The 18,614-nt window shown below is 40.3% G+C and carries 16 protein-coding genes; 8 read left to right on the plus strand and 8 right to left on the minus strand.

The genetic code is table 11. The annotated features are described in order from the left end of the window. Window positions 1-65 precede the first annotated feature (65 nt). Window positions 66-326, plus strand: coding sequence for a hypothetical protein (locus CWC02_RS14425; RefSeq protein ID WP_138618974.1), 261 nt, complete (start codon window positions 66-68; stop codon window positions 324-326). Between the two features lie 64 nt (window positions 327-390). On the opposite strand, the gene CWC02_RS14430 is transcribed toward CWC02_RS14425, so the two are convergent. Beyond that, window positions 391-984: a class I SAM-dependent methyltransferase gene (locus CWC02_RS14430; RefSeq protein WP_138618976.1), complete on the minus strand. Its 594-nt coding sequence runs from the start codon at window positions 982-984 to the stop codon at window positions 391-393. Window positions 985-1,181: 197 nt separating this feature from the next. Next, on the minus strand, window positions 1,182-2,048 hold the full coding sequence (locus CWC02_RS14435; RefSeq protein ID WP_054553421.1) for a LysR family transcriptional regulator: 867 nt from the start codon (window positions 2,046-2,048) through the stop codon (window positions 1,182-1,184). A gap of 95 nt (window positions 2,049-2,143) precedes the next feature. On the opposite strand from CWC02_RS14435, the gene CWC02_RS14440 reads away from it, so the two are divergent. Further along, a complete protein-coding gene (locus CWC02_RS14440) occupies window positions 2,144-2,644 on the plus strand; it encodes a lactoylglutathione lyase family protein (protein WP_054553420.1) in 501 nt (166 codons plus the stop codon). A gap of 498 nt (window positions 2,645-3,142) precedes the next feature. On the opposite strand, the gene CWC02_RS14445 is transcribed toward CWC02_RS14440, so the two are convergent. The 4 genes from CWC02_RS14445 to CWC02_RS14460 form a co-directional block, all read right to left on the minus strand. Beyond that, window positions 3,143-3,487 (minus strand): hypothetical protein, encoded by a 345-nt coding sequence (locus tag CWC02_RS14445; protein WP_138618978.1) that lies wholly within the window; start codon window positions 3,485-3,487, stop codon window positions 3,143-3,145. 19 nt (window positions 3,488-3,506) lie between these two features. Then, the gene (locus CWC02_RS14450; protein WP_054553418.1) at window positions 3,507-3,854 is read right to left on the minus strand and encodes a hypothetical protein; all 348 of its coding nucleotides are present in this window, start codon (window positions 3,852-3,854) and stop codon (window positions 3,507-3,509) included. 165 nt (window positions 3,855-4,019) lie between these two features. Continuing rightward, window positions 4,020-4,310 carry a hypothetical protein gene (locus tag CWC02_RS14455; protein WP_138618980.1) on the minus strand — a complete coding sequence of 97 codons (291 nt, stop codon included), beginning with the start codon at window positions 4,308-4,310 and terminating at the stop codon, window positions 4,020-4,022. 59 nt (window positions 4,311-4,369) lie between these two features. Further along, complete coding sequence (locus CWC02_RS14460) at window positions 4,370-5,389, minus strand: hypothetical protein (RefSeq protein ID WP_054553416.1); 1,020 nt, start codon at window positions 5,387-5,389, stop codon at window positions 4,370-4,372. A 677-nt stretch (window positions 5,390-6,066) separates the two neighbouring features. Here CWC02_RS14460 and CWC02_RS14465 point away from each other — a divergent pair. The 4 genes from CWC02_RS14465 (at window position 6,067) to CWC02_RS14480 (ending at window position 10,056) form a co-directional block, all read left to right on the plus strand. After that, window positions 6,067-6,837 carry an EAL domain-containing protein gene (locus tag CWC02_RS14465; protein WP_138600153.1) on the plus strand — a complete coding sequence of 257 codons (771 nt, stop codon included), beginning with the start codon at window positions 6,067-6,069 and terminating at the stop codon, window positions 6,835-6,837. A gap of 340 nt (window positions 6,838-7,177) precedes the next feature. Continuing rightward, entirely contained in the window at window positions 7,178-8,179 is a 1,002-nt protein-coding gene (locus CWC02_RS14470) for an alpha/beta fold hydrolase (RefSeq protein ID WP_138618982.1), read from the plus strand. A gap of 311 nt (window positions 8,180-8,490) precedes the next feature. Then, window positions 8,491-9,636 (plus strand): porin, encoded by a 1,146-nt coding sequence (locus CWC02_RS14475; RefSeq protein ID WP_138618984.1) that lies wholly within the window; start codon window positions 8,491-8,493, stop codon window positions 9,634-9,636. A 12-nt stretch (window positions 9,637-9,648) separates the two neighbouring features. After that, window positions 9,649-10,056, plus strand: a complete 408-nt coding sequence (locus CWC02_RS14480) for a type 2 periplasmic-binding domain-containing protein (RefSeq protein WP_054553412.1) — start codon at window positions 9,649-9,651, stop codon at window positions 10,054-10,056. 55 nt (window positions 10,057-10,111) lie between these two features. Here the strand turns inward: CWC02_RS14480 and CWC02_RS14485 are convergent, their stop codons facing one another. Continuing rightward, window positions 10,112-11,737: a methyl-accepting chemotaxis protein gene (locus tag CWC02_RS14485; protein ID WP_138618986.1), complete on the minus strand. Its 1,626-nt coding sequence runs from the start codon at window positions 11,735-11,737 to the stop codon at window positions 10,112-10,114. A gap of 499 nt (window positions 11,738-12,236) precedes the next feature. On the opposite strand from CWC02_RS14485, the gene CWC02_RS14490 reads away from it, so the two are divergent. Next, window positions 12,237-13,835 carry an ABC-F family ATPase gene (locus CWC02_RS14490; protein WP_138618988.1) on the plus strand — a complete coding sequence of 533 codons (1,599 nt, stop codon included), beginning with the start codon at window positions 12,237-12,239 and terminating at the stop codon, window positions 13,833-13,835. Between the two features lie 136 nt (window positions 13,836-13,971). Next, on the plus strand, window positions 13,972-15,897 hold the full coding sequence (locus CWC02_RS14495) for a hypothetical protein (RefSeq protein WP_138618990.1): 1,926 nt from the start codon (window positions 13,972-13,974) through the stop codon (window positions 15,895-15,897). A gap of 234 nt (window positions 15,898-16,131) precedes the next feature. Here CWC02_RS14495 and katG read toward each other — a convergent pair whose 3' ends face one another. Then, the gene (gene katG / locus CWC02_RS14500) at window positions 16,132-18,309 is read right to left on the minus strand and encodes a catalase/peroxidase HPI (RefSeq protein WP_138618992.1); all 2,178 of its coding nucleotides are present in this window, start codon (window positions 18,307-18,309) and stop codon (window positions 16,132-16,134) included. Between the last annotated feature and the right edge of the window lie 305 nt (window positions 18,310-18,614).

Genomic DNA, 18,614 nt, shown 5'->3' on the forward strand with positions numbered 1-18,614 from the left:
TGAATTTCATCTCCCGATTATGCGGTTACTGGAAGCAGTAGCCACTTCCAACGTGGAGATAAAATATGAAAAAATCGCGCTCATTAAGGCGTCATCATTACGCTAGATTAAAAAATAAAGTTGTAAACCAAACTTACTTTGGTCATAGCAAAAACGATTGGCGTTTTGCACTTGAAAACAAAATTGGTTTTTATGCTAACACTGCAAAGTGCACTTCTTCGGCACTTAGCTCAAACCCAAGAAACAATAAATGGAATTCAAAAAAGCATCAATTAACGCTGCAAGAACGCAGAAGTGAACTTGATGCAAAAGAGTTTAATTACTAAAGCTAAAAGGTCGGCAATTGCCGACCTTTTTTGTTATTTGAACTTCGATTACACAGCCAGACTACTATATCGTTCTTCTATGCAAAATGGCGTTTAGCCATGTTTCTGTGGCGCGCTCTGGGCGTTGGTCGGCGCTTTGCCATGACTTGAGGATAAATAGGTCTGTGCCTTTAATAATGCTCTCAAGAGCTTGTTCGTTTAGGTCAGTAAATTCGCGACCGTTGTGTTCGCGCTCGCCGTCGCCGTATTTAAACGATACATACACAATGCCTTGTGGCTTTAATGCACGGGCAAGGTTATTGAATGCGTCGGTTAAGTCATTTTTTGCTACGTGAATAAGGCTTGCGCAGCACCAAATGCCGTCGTATTTAGCAACGTCGTTTAGCTCTAGAAAACTGCTTACTGCTACATCTTGGTTTAAGTATTCTGACGCCAGCTTTGCCATAGCTGGGCTGATATCGAATGCATCTACGCTATAACCACGCTCTTTAAAGATGAAAGCGTCGCGGCCAGAGCCACAACCGGCATCGAGTAAAGCGCCTTTTTTTGGGATCAGCGGTAAGAATTCGTCGTAAAGTTCATTGAGGTCTACATCGAGTGTGGCATCGACAAATGCTTGCGCATTTTGGTTGTAGTATTCGACGGTTTTGGATGCCATTTTACTTCCTTTATAGGGGCAAGATTGCTTGGCGCTAAAATACCATTAAAGCAAGGTAACGCAAAGAATGAAATGTGATTTTAGGTGCTAAAAACAAGGGTTTTATAGTAGGCATTAGAAGTTAGTTGGAGAGAAATAGGAGATCATAGTTACGAGGTGCGAGAATAAAAAAGATGATCAATTTTAGTATCGCTTGATTAAAGGCTTTTTATTTCATTTATAACTGTTTTCATTCGCTTGGCTAATGGCCTATTGCGATGATGGCATGCATATATATCTTCACAAACGGGGTGCGTTAGTGTGTGCACGTGTATTTTTTCTTGATTATGAAACGCACTAACAGCATGAGCAGGGAGTACAGTGAAGCCAAGCCCTAAACTTACTGGCTCTAGAATTAAGTTGATTTGATTCGAAAAACCACTGCACTCAAACTGAGCTATTGATTCAAACTCTGCAAAGTTCGCACTTAATAACTGTTGTGCATGATGTTTTCCATCTGGGTGATTAATAAAACCTAATTGGCAAAGTTGCTGCCAATCTATAGTTTTGAACTGGGCTGGCGTTATCAATAACAAGGGTTCATTAGCGATTTTGTGCCCTGTAACCTCAAGCATTGTAGGTGCTTGGCTCATAAAACCAATGTCTATTTGATGACTCGCTATGGCCTTTTCGACCCCCGAATTAGGCGCAAACGCATATTCTATAAAAAGTTTTGGGTGCTTTGATTGCAAGCTTAACAATTCGTTATAAAACTTAAGCCCACAACTTCCCGGCGATTGTATTTTTACGCGGCCTTCAAAAGGTGAATCATTTTTTATTTGTTGCTCCAAAAATTGCCATTCTTTTAGTAACTGGTTACCTCTGTTGTATAAGCTTTGGCCCTGCGGAGTAAGTGTAAATTGTTTGCCGTGTCGCTCTAGCAATAAAGCTCCAACTTGCTGTTCTAGCTTTTTAATATGCTGGCTTACGCCTGATTGGGTCATAAACAGTCGCTCAGCTGTTTTTGTAAAGTGATTGACTTCGACTAGTTCACAAAATGTTTTTAACCAAACCGGATTTATCATAACAAAATATACTTATTTGAATGTTAAATGATAATTTAACTTAATACCTAGGCACTCGTAAACTATAAACTCATTCTTATTTAGGAGAGTTAATTATGAGTAATACATACCCACGTACTTTTTCGCATATTGGTATTTCTGTTCCGGATCTTGATGCGGCCGTTAAGTTTTATACCGAAGTATTAGGCTGGTATCTTATTATGGAGCCAACGGAAATTACCGAAGATGATAGCCCTATTGGCCAGATGTGTACTGATGTTTTTGGTGCTAACTGGGATAAGTTCCGAATTGCTCACTTATCAACGGGTGATCGAATTGGGGTTGAGATTTTTGAGTTTAAAAACCAACAAAATCCAGAAGATAACTTTGAGTATTGGAAAACAGGTATTTTCCACTTTTGTGTTCAAGATCCTAATGTTGAAGAGCTTGCAGAACGCATTGTTGCTGCAGGTGGTAAGAAACGTATGGAAAAACCACGTTATTATTACCCAGGTGAAAAACCATACCGCATGATTTATATGGAAGACCCGTTTGGCAATATTTTAGAAATTTATAGCCACAGCTACGAATTAACTTACAGTGAGGGCGCTTATTAATTAAGCCCATAAATTAGTAATTAGCTAGCCATTATAGTAAGTAACGATTTACGAAAGTAGATCGTTACTTATCATTTGGATTTACCAAAATGATGAAAAGTTAAACTTCGATGTACTTGAGTCTTTTTATTCCACTTAACATTGCGATAAAGCCAAATGTAGAGAGATGATGCAAAAAACGAGATATTTATCAATTGCCCTTACATATTTGGAGACAAACCTACCATCAAACAGTAGTGTAGGCTGACGAGCTATTTTAAAAAAATAGCAAGTGCATAAAAAGGAGTGCTTGTTCCAAGCCCTTTATCCCAACTAGGTGGGTAGCCCCATTTTCTGGCATTTTATTATTAATATTCCTTACTGATATTCTCGAGAATATAGTCATTATCATCATTAGGAAAAAGAAGAAAATGGTGCAGTATAGAATTGAGTTGAGTATAAAAATTTTTTAATATACTTCACCCGGTTACTTATATTTTAGTAAATAAACGCGTAGATCTAGCTATGCTTTAAAAAAGTTATTATACATAGGCTGAGTACAGCTCCGATAATAGAAACCAAATGGATTGCACCAATAATTTTATCTAATGTTCTTGTGTACTTTGCGACAAAACGGCCGTCAAACATAGGCGTCGGTATACGAGAACGTTCAAAAAACATAGCAAATATATAAAACGAAACGCTTGCGCCGATGCCTTTATCCCAACCAGGCGGAGATACTCCATCTTTTTCCATATGCTTATCTATATACTTAACTGATACTCTATAAAACAGCACGCCTGAAGCAAAAGTAACTACTGTAAATACGAGTAGGGAGTAGAAAATAAAGATTTTAAAACCCATTTCGCAAGTTCTCTTTTATTTAGACTGTATCTAAATACATGGCTGTAAACACACTGATTGTGAGCCCTGCCACTGTGAAAAGGTGCAAGAATGCTAAAACTTTATCTACCGGCCTTGCATGTTTTGCTATAAAACGGCCATCAAAAAGAGGTGTGGGTAATCGCGAGCGTTTAAAAAATATTGCCATAGCGTAAAAAGGGGCGCTAGCGCCAACACCTTTGTCCCAAAGCGGAGGGGTAATATTATCTTTTAGCATTTTTTTATTTATGTGTTTGATAGAAATGCGTGCAAATAAGACCACAAAAATAAACGCTAAAGCCATAAAGATGAACATACTTGCCAGAGCAAACTTATCTATACTAGGCATTATAATAACGGCTCTCTGTCATAAATTTTTTCAGTTAGCGACTTCACTTTTTCGTTCACAAAAAACGATGATTTAAATTCTGTATATAAGCCAGTTCCTATAGCTACAACCCAAACATCAGGCGTTAGCATGAGAAGTGTGCTTGCTGCTAACTTGTGGTGTTAGTTATAACAAAACATATTCTAATAAGACCATAATTGAAATACTAAGAATAAAGCCAAATGTAGAAAGAAGATGTAAAAAAGCGAGAAACTTATCAATTGGCCTTGCATGTTTGGCGACAAACCTACCATCAAATAGTGGTGTAGGCTTACGAGCTCTTTTTAAAAAAATAGCAAGTGCATAAAATGGAGCGCTTGCTCCAAGCCCTTTATCCCAACTAGGTGGGGAAGCCCCATTTTCTAGCATCCTATTATTAATATGCCTTACTGATATTCTCGGGAATATAACAGTCATTATCATCATTAGGAAAAAGAAGAAAATGGTGCAGTATAGAATTGAGTTGAGTATCAACATTAAAACAAATCTTTCATCAAAGGCTGCCTATCATATATGTTTTCTGTTAGCTTTTTGCTTTTTGTATTAACCGCTAGGCTCATTAAAAAACCAGCACCTAACCCAACCCCTAAAGCAACCACCCATCCATATGGGGTTAACATTAGAAATGAAGATAGGGCCGTGGTGACTGATGATGCTGTTATGATACCTGCAAATGTTGAAGCCCCAAAACTAGCTAACTCTGTAGATAAACTTCGCTGCCAGTCCTTATTGTTTTTATAGTCGTTGTAAACTTTGTTCGCTCTAAATGCACCATCAAGTAAAATCATGCCATTGCCAAGCCAGCGTCCGGTATTTTCAATCCGCTTAATTTTATTGAATTCAGCGGTGCTATTTATATCGAGCTTGGCAGAATGCCTTGCTGATTTAGCTATATTGATTCCCCGATTCGGATTAGACCAAACCGTGCCACGACGGCTTGCACGGTTTACACTCATAAAACGTTGCAATTCTGCACGAAACTGACCGTTCAGCTCTTTGAATATACTGAATGCTTTTTGTTCTAATGCAACCATATGATACTTGGGCATTCCTGATTTATGAGCCATACGAATATCTCTTAAAGCGGCTTCATATTTGTTGGCATAGGTGGCGAACTTTGAGCTACGAGCCTGAATTGATGTTGCTCCAGACCCAACTATTCCATGTGTATTTTCAGACAAAAATGGCATAACTTGGTTTTGAAAATCAGAGATTGCCATAAGCGTTTCACTGCCAAAATCGCGAAGCATATATGCAATGTTTCTGCGGGATTGCGCAGGCAATAAATCGAATTGACGAACTATACTTTGCTGTTCATTTGTAGGCGGAGTGTAAGAGTCAGAGTATTCTCTTCGCCATATATATGGCGTGCCTGAAGTAATAACTTGATTTTTTATATGGTTATTGTCTTTGGTAAAGCTGTCTTCTTTATCTTCTTTACATTTCACAAATTCAGCGGTTACTGAATCAATACAAATTCTAATTTCTAAAGCCATAAGTAGTATCCATACTAACTAATCATCCTTATTTAGAGGTTATCTTCATCACTGTAATGAGTCAATGAAGAATAAATAAAATGGGTACATGTTATGTGGCAAATGATTTTTGCTAATAGTTAATGATTCTCTCGTTCACTTATCTTTGTGCGTGACGTTTTGAACCACTGAGGGCACCGAGGCGCTTTGCGCTGCACAGAGAGACAAATACTCACAAGACACTTCACTTTAAAGAAGTACACTTTAATACCTCCTTGTCTTCCTCTGTGTTCTCTATGTCCTCTATGGTTAGAGAAGATCTAATATGTCTATGAAAACATACGTAAAGTAAATACGATAAACCCTCATTGTTTTCTCATTAACTTCTCATTGTGCATAAGAATATTTGAACCACAGAGCACATAGAGGCGCTTCGCGCTTCACAGAGAAAAACAGATACTTACAAAGAGGATAAGAGACGCTGCGCTTCAGAGAAGTAAGTTTTTATACCTCATTATTTTCTCGTTCACTTCTCTCTGTGAAGAAAGAACCTACAGTAAATAAATGCCTGTTTGACGCTATGTAAAACGGCAGCAACATATTTTCTCTATAGTTTTATACTTTTGACTCAACAACATTGCACAATTGATAATTTACTAGCACTATTGAGTTATTAAGACTTCATTCAGAGGTGCTAAATGCACAAAGAGCAAACTCAATGTCAGCCAACAGGTTGTAAACATTGCGAAGACCATTTAGCACTTGGTTTTGATTTTACAATGGCTTTTCAGCCAATCGTTGATTGCACCGATAAACATATTTTTGGCTACGAAGCATTAGTTAGAGGCCTTAATAATGAGTCGGCTTATTCTGTCATTTCGCAAGTAACCGACGAGAATCGCTACACATTCGATCAACTTTGCCGTATTAAAGCTATTTCACTTGCTGCCCAGCTGAAAATTGATTCAATCGTGAGCATTAATATTTTACCTAATGCAATTTATAAACCTGAGCGTTGTATAAAAACGACACTTGAAGCTGCTAAGCAATATGATTTTCCGGTAGAACAGATTATGTTCGAGTTTACCGAGGTTGAAAAAGTTGAAGATACTACACATATCAAACGTGTAGTTGATTATTACCAATCTTTGGGGTTTATTACTGCGACCGATGACTTTGGGTCAGGTCATTCTGGATTAAATTTGTTGGCTGATTTTCAGAGCAATATAATTAAACTCGATATGAATTTAATTAGAGATATACACCTTCACAAAGCAAGACAAATTATTGTTAACCATTGTATAGCCATGTTTGAAGAGCTGAATATTGTTGCTCTTGCAGAAGGCGTTGAAACAGTTGAAGAATACCAGTGGTTGCGCCAAGCTGGTGTTAGCTTAATGCAAGGCTATTTTTTCGCCCACCCTGGGTTTGAGAGCTTGCCAGACGTTGACTTTAGTAAGTTGGGTTAAGTGGTTATAACGAGAATCGAATTTAGACAAGGCAAGAGCTGTCAACCTTCAAACGCGCGAAACAAGTTTCACGCCTACGTGTAGCAGCGGGTTTATCTCGCGTCATCATCTAGGTTTTAGGTGCTAAGCGCTAGGACGCGATGTAAAGTCGCTGGTTTCTCATAACTTTACTCTTTTTCGTTGAATTCTTGCTAACCTAAACCATTCCCGGCTAAAGCCAGTCCTACGAATTCCATGCTTGAAACTTGCTAACTTCTTTTAGTATTTAGTCGTATTTATATTATAAATTTTTATTTAGGATGCTAGGCTGAATATTCTTTAAGCATATTAAGAAAGGATAATGATGTTTTTACGCATACTGTTAATCTCAGCACTTGTTTTATGCTCTTCTGCTAACTTAATCGCAAAAGAACAGCCTCTTAGTTTTGATGCTGAATTAAGCAATTATCAATACGACTTACCCGTTCAATTTTTTAATTTTTCATCACAAAATACGCCATTAAAAATGGCTTATTCTTACCTTAAACCAAGCAATAACATGCCAACCGTTATACTGATGCATGGTAAAAACTTTAATGGCCATTATTGGACCAATACTGCCAACTACCTTAATAGCAAAGGCTATGGCGTATTGATACCGGATCAAATTGGTTTTGGTAAATCGTCAAAGCCTGCTGATTATCAATTTTCGTTTGCTGTATTAGCCAATAACACTCATCAGCTAGTGTCATCTTTAAATATTGAAAACCCTATTGTACTTGGTCACTCAATGGGCGGCATGCTGGCAAGTCGTTACAGCCTGATGTTTTCTAGCCAAGTTAGTAAACTTATTTTGCTAAACCCACTTGGTTTAGAGAACTATTTAAATTATGTGCAATACAAAGACACCGATTTTTTCTATAAAAATGAATTGGCTAAAACACCTGATAAGGTTATTGCTTACCAGAAGAAAAACTATTATGACGGTAAATGGAATGACACTTACGAGCAATTAACCCACTTTATCAGTGGTCAAATTCAAGGCCCTGATCACAAGCAGGTCGCATGGGTTAATGCTAAAACCTACGATATGATTTTTACGCAACCTGTAATAACTGAGTTTGCTCAGTTAAGCATGCCAGTGTCATTAATTATAGGCACACGCGATAGGACTGGCCCTGGCCGCAATTGGAAAAAAGCAAATATTGACTATGAGCTTGGCCGTTACGATAAGTTAGGCAAAGCCGCGGCAAGTATGATCTCAAAATCGCAATTAATTGAATTAGACGATATTGGCCACTTACCTCACATCGAGGATTTTGATCGCTTCAAAGGCGCATTAGACAAAGCTTTATCATTTTAATGTTGCTCGCGCGAAACAAGTTTCGCGCCTACGTGTAGCAGCGGGTTTATCCCGCGTCATTAGTCAGGGTTCTAGGCTCTAGGACGCGATGTGAAATCGCTGCTACAGACTCGCATCTTTTAACTTCCTCTTTCCCCTTATCACTTGTATCTAGCAACTTTATCCACTTTTAGTACCGTTTTTGTGAAAAATAACGACTTATTCATTGATGTAATTACAATTTATATGTAACTTGTGTCGCCCATTTCGCTACGCACTACTATAATATTAAGCGAAATCAACATTTTCATACTAAATACTAGGGATACACAATGAAAAAACTTCCTATTGCATTGGCTCTATGTGCTGCTTTTGTGTCTGCAAACACAATGGCAGAGGTTCGCATAAACGGCTTTGCTTCTATTGTTGGCGGTAAAGCCCTTGACGACGACGCAACGCTTTACGGCTACGATGACGATATTTCATTTAAAAACGAAAGTATGTTTGCATTGCAGCTTTCAGCAGACTTACAAGAAAAGCTAAGCGCTACGGCACAAATTGTGGCGCGTGGTAGTGATGATTTTGATGCTGAGTTCGAATGGGCTTATCTAACTTATGAGTTCAGCGATGAGCTTCAAGTAAGTGCTGGTAAAATGCGTGTACCTTTTTACCGTTATTCAGACTTCTTAGACGTTGGTTACACTTACCGCTGGGTTCGTCCACCGCAATCTGTTTATAACCTTCCGTTTTCAACGTATGAAGGTCTTAGCCTGTTACACAACACACAATTAGGTGATTGGGATTCAACCGTTCAAGTTATTTACGGTAGCTTCGATGGAAACATTGCTGTGGTATCGGTTAATGGCGATACAGAGCTTAATGATATTGCTGGTATCAATTGGACAATGAGCTATGACTGGTTTAGCGCTCGTGCTGCGTACTTTGTTGCAGATACAACAATTGATATTGAAAATGACACTGACGCAGGTATTGCACTTAATGGCCTTGAGCAGACTCTTAGAGCAGCCGGTTTTGTTGATCAAGCCGATGATATTGCTGTAAACGAAGATGATGGCTCTTTCTTCGCTGTGGGCTTTTCAATTGATTACAACGATATTTTATTTGATGCTGAATACACTGAGTTTGAAGTAGAAAACAGCGCCCTTGCTAAACAAACTCAATACTACACGTCTGTTGGTTACCGTATGGATGAGTGGATTGTGCACTTAACTTACGAAAATAATGACGACAAACACGATAGCAACCGCTACAACGCGCTACCTGCAGTACCAGCTTTAAATGCGGGTATTAATCAAGTGCTTGAGGGCGTGAAAGCAAAAAGCAACGTGTATACCATTGGTACGCGTTATGACTTCCACCCATCTGCTGCTTTAAAAGTAGATTTCAGCCGCTTTAAAGATGACATTTCAGATACAGAAACCGACGTTGTTGCTGTTGCTGTTGATTTAGTTTTTTAATTGGAGTTCATAATGAAAAAATTGTTAATCGCGACAGCACTAACACTATGCTCGCACGCTGTACTTGCTGACGTTGCAGTTATTGTGAACCCAGCAAATAGCAGTGCTATTGACGAAGGTATGATCAAAAAGATTTACCTTGGTAAGGCAAAGTCGTTTGATGATGGCACAAAAGTAAACCCAGTAAACCAAGATGGCACCAGCGTAAGCGATGAGTTTAACGATAAGGTGGTTGGTAAATCGAGCAGCCAGCTAAATGCTTATTGGTCAAAACTGGTGTTTACTGGTAAAGGTACTCCACCTGAGAAACTAGCTAATGATCAAGCTGTGATTGACTTTGTTGCAGGTAATGCTGATGGTATTGGTTATATCGATGCAGCAAAAGTAACTGATAAAGTTAAAGTGGTTGGTACTTTTTAAGTTCTACTACGGTTAATAAAAAACCAGGCGATGCCTGGTTTTTTATGCGCTAAAATTACTCGACTTTAAATTTAGCTGTGGCGTCTAGTAACGAATCAGAGAGGTAATGAAGGTTTTTCGCTACATCACGTACTGCCGATAATGAATCCATTGTTTCTTCAAACGACATATGCATATTCGTCACGTTATCAACTACCATACTAGCAACAGATGTTTGCTCTTCGGTAGCTGCGGCAATTTGCGAATTCATACCGTTAATTTCTAATATCTGTTCAGAGATTTTATCAATCGATTGCCCTGTATTTTCAGCGGCCTCTGCATTATTTGTAGCCATATCTCGGGCTGAGTTCATTGCATTTACTGCATGGCTTGCTGCTGTGGTTAATGTAGAAAGCAGCTCTCTGATTTCATTCGTAGACTGCGATGTTCTTGAAGCAAGCTCACGCACTTCGTCAGCTACAACCGCAAAGCCTCGGCCTTGTTCACCTGCACGTGCAGCTTCAATCGCAGCATTTAACGCGAGTAAGTTAGTTTGTTCTGCAATCGAGGTAATAACGTTTAAAATTTGCGTCACATTCTTGGTGTCAGTGGCCAGTTGATTAATAGTTGATGCTGCTTGATTTATCTCTTCACTTAGTGTTTTTGATTCTGTCACAGAACGCTGTATTTGCGTTCGACTTTGCTCAACTTCTCGCTCGGCTGTTTGCGCAGCTTGTGATGCATTTGCTGCTGAATGAGAAATATCAGCGACACTCTGGCGCATTTCTTCCATTGATTGCTTAACTATTTCAGCATCTGATGTTTGTTTAGTTGTGGCACGCTCGGCACGCTCCATGCCTTGTACAAGTCGTGTTGAGTTCTCCATTAATGGCTCACAAACCGCTATAACCTCAAGTACAGCAGCTTTTAACAGCTGTATAAACGCGTTGAAGTTAATCGAAACTTGACCGATTTCATCTTTAGCGTGTACTTCAAGTTGTGTGCTTAGAGAGCCTTTGCCGTCTGCTAATAGGCGTAAGTTATCTGCCGCAGCGCTAGCTGATGAGCCAATCCCACGGGCAATCCAAATTGAGGTAACCACCAATAAAATAAGTGATACTACAGACACTACAAGCATTAAGTGTAGTGCGTTGTCTGAACGCGCTTTGGTTGCTTGTACAAGTTCAAAAAAGCGATCATCTGCGCGGGTTTGTGCTCGTTTAAAGCCAGCTAGAACGGCCTCATACTGCTGCGTTTTTTGCTGTGCTTGTTGCTGAATTTTACTAAAGTCAGCGGTGCCGTCGATCATTGAAGTTGCTATGCTTGACGAGGTTTGTGCATAAAGCTCTAATTGTTTTTTGGTATCGGCATGCACGTAGCTGTCGTTGATACTGATTATATTTTGTAGATTTTCATTAATCGTTTTATACGTTTGCGCTGCACTATCAACTAAATCTGACTCACCAAATGTTACCGCTTGAGTGTATAACTCATCTAGTTTTTCGAGTAGCGCAACGTTTGCTGAAGTGAGTTTAACGACCTGATATGATGACTTTTCCAGCTCGTCGAGCGAGATCTTGTTGTCATTCATGGCTATAAAATTGGTTACTACTATGATCACGAATGCCGTAATGGCAATACATGTTATGGCGTGTATTTTTTTTGTGATGCTCAAGTTATTGAAAGAAATACCTGCAGACATTGAATCCACCTTTGCTGTCATATTACTTAGTATTATCGCCCGATTTCCCTAAAGTATTAACTATATTTATATATTTTCAGGTTTTTTTCGTAATTCGTTCAGTTTGTGGAAGTCTTGTAGGAGGTACTTCAGTGCCGAACCAAAAATAATGAGCTTTCAACCTTCAGCTCTCAGACGCGCGAAACAAGTTTCACGCCTACGGATGAAACATGGGCGCTAGGACGCGATGTGAAATCGCTGCTACCTCACATCTCGTTACTCGCACCTTTCCCCTCGTAACTTGAAACTCGCTAACTTAGTCATTTCCCGGCTAAAGCCAGTCCTACGGGGAAACATTAGGTTTTAGGACGCGATGTAAAATCACAACTTTCATTTCTTTTTAATAGCGTTATTAGGGGCTGAACTGTATAATCCGCGGCCTATTATTTACCCTATTGCTTGTTTATTTTCGCAGTTGCTGCGCCCATAACCCTGTCAGTATTTTTCTAGGAATAATTCGTTGATTTCAACCGCTAATATCACCATGCAATTTGGTGCAGAGCCTCTGTTTGAGAACATTTCAGCTAAGTTTGGTAACGGTAACCGCTATGGTTTAATTGGCGCGAATGGCTGCGGCAAATCGACCTTTATGAAAATTCTAAGTGGTGCTCTTGTGCCAACGTCTGGCAATGTGTCGATTGCATCGGGTTTAAAGCTAGGTACGCTAAGCCAAGATCAGTTTGCGTTTGAGCAATACACTGTGGTTGATGCGGTGATCATGGGTGATGCAGAACTTTGGAAAGTTAAACAAGAGCGCGACCGTATCTATTCGCTGCCAGAAATGAGTGAAGAAGACGGCATGAAAGTCGCTGAACTTGAAAGCATTTTTGCCGAAATGGATGGCTACACAGCAGAAAGCCGTGCAGAAGAAATTTTGATCCAAGCGGGTATTGAGCAAGAGTTTCATTACGGCTTAATGGCAAACGTCGCGCCAGGTTGGAAACTACGTGTGCTTTTAGCACAAGCGCTGTTTGCAAACCCAGATATTTTGCTACTTGATGAGCCAACCAATAACCTTGATATTCATACCATTACTTGGCTAGCTAACGAGCTTAACCAGCGTAAGTGTACGATGATTATTATCTCGCACGACCGTCACTTCTTAAACTCGGTATGTACACATATGGCCGATATAGATTACGGTGAGCTACGAATTTACCCTGGTAACTACGAAAAGTGGATTGAAGCTTCAAGCTTGCAACGCGAACAACTACTTGCTGAAAACGCAAAGAAGAGCGCTGAAATAGACGAGCTACAAGAGTTCGTAAATCGCTTTGGTGCCAATGCATCAAAAGCAAAATTAGCCAGCTCTCGTGCTAAGCGCATGGATAAAATTAAGCTTGATGAAGTAAAAGCATCAAGCCGTATTAGCCCATCACTTCGTTTTGACGAAGGCAAAAAGATGTATCGCCAAGCATTAGAGCTTACTAAGCTAGGTCATGGTTTTGAGGGTGAAACCCTGTTCAGCGGTGGTGACTTATTACTAGAAGCCGGCGCTAAGCTTGCGGTTATTGGTGAAAACGGTGTTGGTAAAACTACCCTATTACGTTGCCTAGTGAATGAATTACAAAGTAACGAAGGTGTGGTTAAGTGGTCTGAAAATGCCAGCATTGGTTATTGCCCGCAAGACAGCAGTAAAGACTTTGATAACGACTTAACTTTATTTGATTGGATGTCGCAGTGGCGCACCGCGAAGCACAACGATTTAATGGTACGTGCTATGTTAGGCCGTTTATTATTCACCGCAGACGACGCTAACAAAAAAGCACGTAACTGCTCGGGTGGTGAAAAGAACCGCCTATTGTTTGGTAAGCTCATGATGCAAGACATCAACGTGCTCATTATGGACGAGCCAACCAACCACATGGATATGGAAGCCATTGAAGCACTCAATAACGCATTAAAAGATTACCAAGGCACGCTGATTTTTGTGAGCCACGACCGTGAGTTTGTATCGTCATTAGCGACTCGCATCATCGATATTAAAGATCAACAGCTTATCGATTTTCAGGGCACGTTTGACGAATATATGGATCATGTCGCGCAACAAGCGCAATAACCCCCTCTTCAAATAGGTGAGCAAGTTTGCTCACCCTTTTTGTTTACGTTCAGTTACATAATACCTTTGACTGACTTACCTTATTTGGGTAATTTGCATTTCTTTTACACAGAAAACAACATTTTAAAGGATGTAAATGAATAAGCTACTTAGCGTATCGGCATTGACTCTGGCTCTAACAGCCTGTGGTGGCGGGTCATCAACAGACAAAAAGCCAGATGCAGAAGCGACAAAAAATACCGCCCCTACTCTATCTGGATCACTCACACTCTCTACCAAAGCACTTGAATCAGCCAGCTTAGTTGTTGATATTAAAGATGAGCAAAACGACAGTGTGACAACCACGATTATTGATAAGCCACAGTGGCTAAGTGTCACGACCAGCAGCAATCAAGTGACTTTTAATGCTGAGCCGAGCCTATTTGAAGTAGCTAACCATTCTTTTACTGTAGAAGTGTCTGACGGTAAGGCAAGTAATCAATACACTTTAACCGTAAATGTCGCTGAAAACCGTGCAGCATGGCAACCTATTGAGCTTAGCAATAACGAAGTGATAGGTAACTGGCAATCAAGCGATGGCAGTGTACGGTTGGTATTTGCTAGTGAAGATGCAGGTGTAATCGCTCAAAATGGTGAGTTAAGTCGTTTTGAATGGTCGAACCCTGATGTCATTGCGTTAAATACCCAAGCGATTGATTGCTTGCATGAGTGTAATCAAAAAGCCTTACTTGAAATGGAAGTGTTGGCTAAGCGCGATGATGCTATTCGTGTTGAGCTATTTAATGTTTCAACCGATAAAGGCGAAGTTGTCACCCTTTATAAATCAAATGCAGAGTTTAGCTCTGAGTACTACGCTGATGTGGATCAAAGCTCGTTCCACTCTGTTAATTATTTAAGTACAACGGGCGAGGAAAGTTACTTTGAAGTATCGCTAGCAAGCTATATTCCAACGGCTTCAGGAAGCACTACGTCGTATACTTATGCTGACTTTTCGGCAACGTTAGAGGGTAAAGCATTAAAAATTAACAGTGATACATTAGTTACGACTCAAAACACAAAGCAATTGAGTAACCTTGGTCATGAAGTAGATGTCGCATTTGATCTTAATCTAATTGATGCAGAAGTTATTGCTCAGTTTGATGACTTTTTAGTGCTAAAACTACGTCATGTTTTAACTTATAAAGATGAAAGTGCACAGAATATTATTAATGAATCAACCGAACTGGCTGAAGCTCTGCTAGAAAAAACATCGATTAGCGCACTTCGAAAACTTACCCCTGTTACAGTTCCTGAGCTGACAGTAGGTAAATCATATACTGGTCGTTTAAATAATAAAAATTCCGATACGGGCGAAGGTTTAACATTCCGTTATGTACCCACATTTTTTACAATCACTGCAGCCGACACAGCAACGGTCACATTCAATACACCTAAAAGTACTGACTCATTTAAATGGCATTACAACTTAGACAATAACGGCGAAACCGTTAAAGTAACGGGTAATGGCCTAGAAACGAGCTTACAATTTTTCACTCAGCCTGATGGCAAAATGATCATGGCACGCGAGCGTAATAAAGAGCAGCGCCAAGCTCGCTTGGGGTATGAGTTCATAGAAGTAGTGGATGATTCAAGCATCACACTCGATGACTATAAGCATCTATTTAGCTACTTACGTCAAAATTATACCAGCAGTAGCCAGAAAATATACTGGTATATAAATGATGATGGTAAAGGCAGCTTCTATTATGCTGACCAATATGGCCTTGAAAATAGAGCTGACTTTACACCAAGTAGCTATTGGCAATTAGAAGCTGATAACAGCATTAGCTTTGCAATGATGTCGCAGTGCCCAAATGCAGTTGATTACGCTAGTTGTAAAGATGAAGTATTAGCAAATCAAGAAGTTGCCTATTCATCATTATTTAATTTCAAAATTCTTGCTAAAGACGGTAATAAATACCTTTTTGACCGCCTGTTTTGGCAAAGTACGTATGCTTACAGCGAAAGAGAATTAAAAGAGAGTATTTTTCAAAATAGCTATTGGTTTGGGATTGAGAAATAAAGGAGCTTACAGCGGTGCGCGAAACAAGTTTCACGCCTACTTTGTAGAAGCGGGTTTATCCCGTGTCATCAGCGAGTCTGGGCGCTAGGACGCGATGTGAAATCGCTGCTACTTGTTCGGCGTTTAAACGCCACCTACATCTCGTCACTTTCCCTTTGTAACTCGCTAACTTCTCTAAATAAAAAAGGCCACACAGTTAAACTGTGTGGCCTTTGTACTTAACGGAATTTTAAATTAAATGTCGAAGCGGTCGGCGTTCATTACTTTCACCCATGCGTCGACAAAGTCTTTTACAAAACGTTCATTGTTGTCGTCTTGTGCGTAAAACTCTGCATAAGAGCGAAGGATTGAGTTTGAACCAAACACTAAATCAACACGTGTTGCTGTCCATTTAGTTGCACCTGTGCTGCGCTCAACAATATCATAAAGACCCTTACTTGTTGGCTTCCATGTGTAAGCCATATCGGTTAGGTTTACGAAAAAGTCGGTGCTAAGTGTGCCTACATTATCTGTAAACACGCCATGCTTAGAGCCGCCGTGGTTAGTGCCAAGTACACGCATACCACCAACAAGAGCGGTCATTTCTGGTGCTGTTAAGCCCATTAATTGCGTACGCTCTAACATTAGCTCTTCTGCTGATACCGCGTAATCTTTCTTCAACCAGTTACGGAAACCATCATGAATTGGCTCAAGTACGTCGAACGAGTCTGCATCTGTCATCTCGTCTGTGGCATCACCACGACCCGGCGCAAATGGCACGGTGATGTCAACGCCCGCTGCTTTTGCTGCTTGTTCAACCGCTGCTGACCCACCAAGTACAATTAAATCGGCGAGGCTAACTGGTTTGCTTAAACCCGCTTGCACTGATTCCAGTGCGCTTAATACTTTAGCTAAACGCTCTGGCTCGTTACCTTGCCAATCTTTTTGCGGTGCTAAACGAATACGAGCACCGTTTGCACCACCGCGATGGTCTGAGCCACGGTAAGTACGGGCGCTATCCCATGCTGTTGCGATTAAATCTGCTTGGCTTACACCACAGTTAAGTAGCTTGGTTTTAAGTTCGCTAATTTCGCTGTCAGATAATGTGTAATCAACCGCAGGGATCGGATCTTGCCAGATCAGATCTTCGCTTGGTACATCGGCACCCAAATAACGTGATTTAGGGCCTAGGTCACGGTGCGTCAGTTTGAACCATGCGCGTGCAAACACATCACTAAAGTATTCAAAATCATCGTTAAATCGCTCGATAATTTTACGATAGGTTGGGTCCATCTTCATCGCCATATCGGCGTCGGTCATGATGGGGTTTAAACGAATTGATGGATCTTCAACATCAACTGGTTTGTCTTCTTCTTTAATATCGATTGGTTCCCACTGCCACGCACCTGCAGGGCTCTTCTTAAGTTCCCATTCGTAGCTAAGCAATAAGTAGCAATAACCGTTATCCCACTTAGTTGGATGAGTAGTCCACGCGCCTTCGATGCCCGAGGTCATGGTATCGCGGCCAATACCGCGTGAGTTGTGGTTGTTCCAACCAAGACCTTGTTCAAATACATCCGCGGCTTCTGGCTCAGGGCCAACGTTTTCTTCGCTACCATTACCATGGGTTTTACCCACGGTATGACCACCAACTGTAAGTGCGGCAGTTTCTTCGTCATCCATTGCCATACGGGCAAAAGTTTCGCGAACTTGTTCTGCTGTTTTAAGTGGATCAGGGTTACCATTCACCCCTTCTGGGTTTACGTAAATTAAGCCCATTTGTACCGCTGCTAATGGGTTTTCCATGGTATCTGGTTTTTCAACATTCGAGTAACGCTCGTCACTTGGTGCTAGCCATTCTTTTTCAGCGCCCCAGTAAACGTCTTTTTCAGGATGCCAGATATCTTCACGGCCTCCCGCGAAACCAAAGGTTTTTAAACCCATTGACTCATAAGCCATATTACCGGCTAGGATCATTAAATCGGCCCAAGAAAGCTTGTTACCGTATTTCTTTTTAATTGGCCAAAGTAAACGACGTGCTTTGTCTAAGTTTGCGTTGTCTGGCCATGAATTTAATGGTGCAAAGCGTTGGTTACCTGTACCGCCGCCACCGCGTCCATCCTCTAAACGGTATGAACCCGCTGAGTGCCACGCCATACGGATCATTAAACCACCGTAATGGCCCCAATCAGCTGGCCACCATTCTTGGCTTTCGGTCATTAAGTTTTTTAAGTCGGTTTTAACGGCTTCAAGATCAAGAGATTTGAATGCTTTAGCGTAATTAAAATCTTTGCCGTAAGGGTTCGTTTTGCTGTCGTGTTGGTGAAGAATGTCGAAATTGAGTGCGTTTGGCCACCAGTCAGTATTTGATTGAGCGGTGACAGTGTTACTACCATGCATTACTGGGCACTGGCCCGTTTTTCCATTACTCATTGCTTGCTCCTCATAAGCTTAAAATACGACGAAAGCTAGTTTACTTAGCATCATCATAAATAAAGATTTCTATTGGTTTTGAATAACTAATAACTCAAAAGTTCCTGTTGTTTAAAACTATAGGAGCACTACATAAATAAAGCTAGATCTTGAACATGGTTTTAAATCGATTGATTCGATAGAAAAATACGATTTGATTCATTTTACAAAACAGTCCATTTTATAAAGGTCTTTTTACTGCGAGTAGCCCTTATGAAAACAATTAATCCTGATGTTGCTAGACAATTAAGCATTAACTTTTTTAT

Origin of the sequence: Pseudoalteromonas sp. S2721 (assembly GCF_005887425.1) — a bacterium.
In the GTDB taxonomy this organism is placed as follows: Bacteria; Pseudomonadota; Gammaproteobacteria; order Enterobacterales; family Alteromonadaceae; genus Pseudoalteromonas; species Pseudoalteromonas simplex.

What these genes read in the sequence shown, in the direction of transcription:
- CWC02_RS14425 (WP_138618974.1), top strand. Translation starts at nt 66, where the DNA reads ATGAAAAAATCGCGCTCATTAAGGCGTCATCATTACGCTAGATTAAAA.
- CWC02_RS14430 (WP_138618976.1), bottom strand. Translation starts at nt 984, where the DNA reads ATGGCATCCAAAACCGTCGAATACTACAACCAAAATGCGCAAGCATTT.
- CWC02_RS14435 (WP_054553421.1), bottom strand. Translation starts at nt 2,048, where the DNA reads ATGATAAATCCGGTTTGGTTAAAAACATTTTGTGAACTAGTCGAAGTC.
- CWC02_RS14440 (WP_054553420.1), top strand. Translation starts at nt 2,144, where the DNA reads ATGAGTAATACATACCCACGTACTTTTTCGCATATTGGTATTTCTGTT.
- CWC02_RS14445 (WP_138618978.1), bottom strand. Translation starts at nt 3,487, where the DNA reads ATGGGTTTTAAAATCTTTATTTTCTACTCCCTACTCGTATTTACAGTA.
- CWC02_RS14450 (WP_054553418.1), bottom strand. Translation starts at nt 3,854, where the DNA reads ATGCCTAGTATAGATAAGTTTGCTCTGGCAAGTATGTTCATCTTTATG.
- CWC02_RS14455 (WP_138618980.1), bottom strand. Translation starts at nt 4,310, where the DNA reads ATGACTGTTATATTCCCGAGAATATCAGTAAGGCATATTAATAATAGG.
- CWC02_RS14460 (WP_054553416.1), bottom strand. Translation starts at nt 5,389, where the DNA reads ATGGCTTTAGAAATTAGAATTTGTATTGATTCAGTAACCGCTGAATTT.
- CWC02_RS14465 (WP_138600153.1), top strand. Translation starts at nt 6,067, where the DNA reads ATGCACAAAGAGCAAACTCAATGTCAGCCAACAGGTTGTAAACATTGC.
- CWC02_RS14470 (WP_138618982.1), top strand. Translation starts at nt 7,178, where the DNA reads ATGATGTTTTTACGCATACTGTTAATCTCAGCACTTGTTTTATGCTCT.
- CWC02_RS14475 (WP_138618984.1), top strand. Translation starts at nt 8,491, where the DNA reads ATGAAAAAACTTCCTATTGCATTGGCTCTATGTGCTGCTTTTGTGTCT.
- CWC02_RS14480 (WP_054553412.1), top strand. Translation starts at nt 9,649, where the DNA reads ATGAAAAAATTGTTAATCGCGACAGCACTAACACTATGCTCGCACGCT.
- CWC02_RS14485 (WP_138618986.1), bottom strand. Translation starts at nt 11,737, where the DNA reads ATGTCTGCAGGTATTTCTTTCAATAACTTGAGCATCACAAAAAAAATA.
- CWC02_RS14495 (WP_138618990.1), top strand. Translation starts at nt 13,972, where the DNA reads ATGAATAAGCTACTTAGCGTATCGGCATTGACTCTGGCTCTAACAGCC.
- katG (WP_138618992.1), bottom strand. Translation starts at nt 18,309, where the DNA reads ATGAGTAATGGAAAAACGGGCCAGTGCCCAGTAATGCATGGTAGTAAC.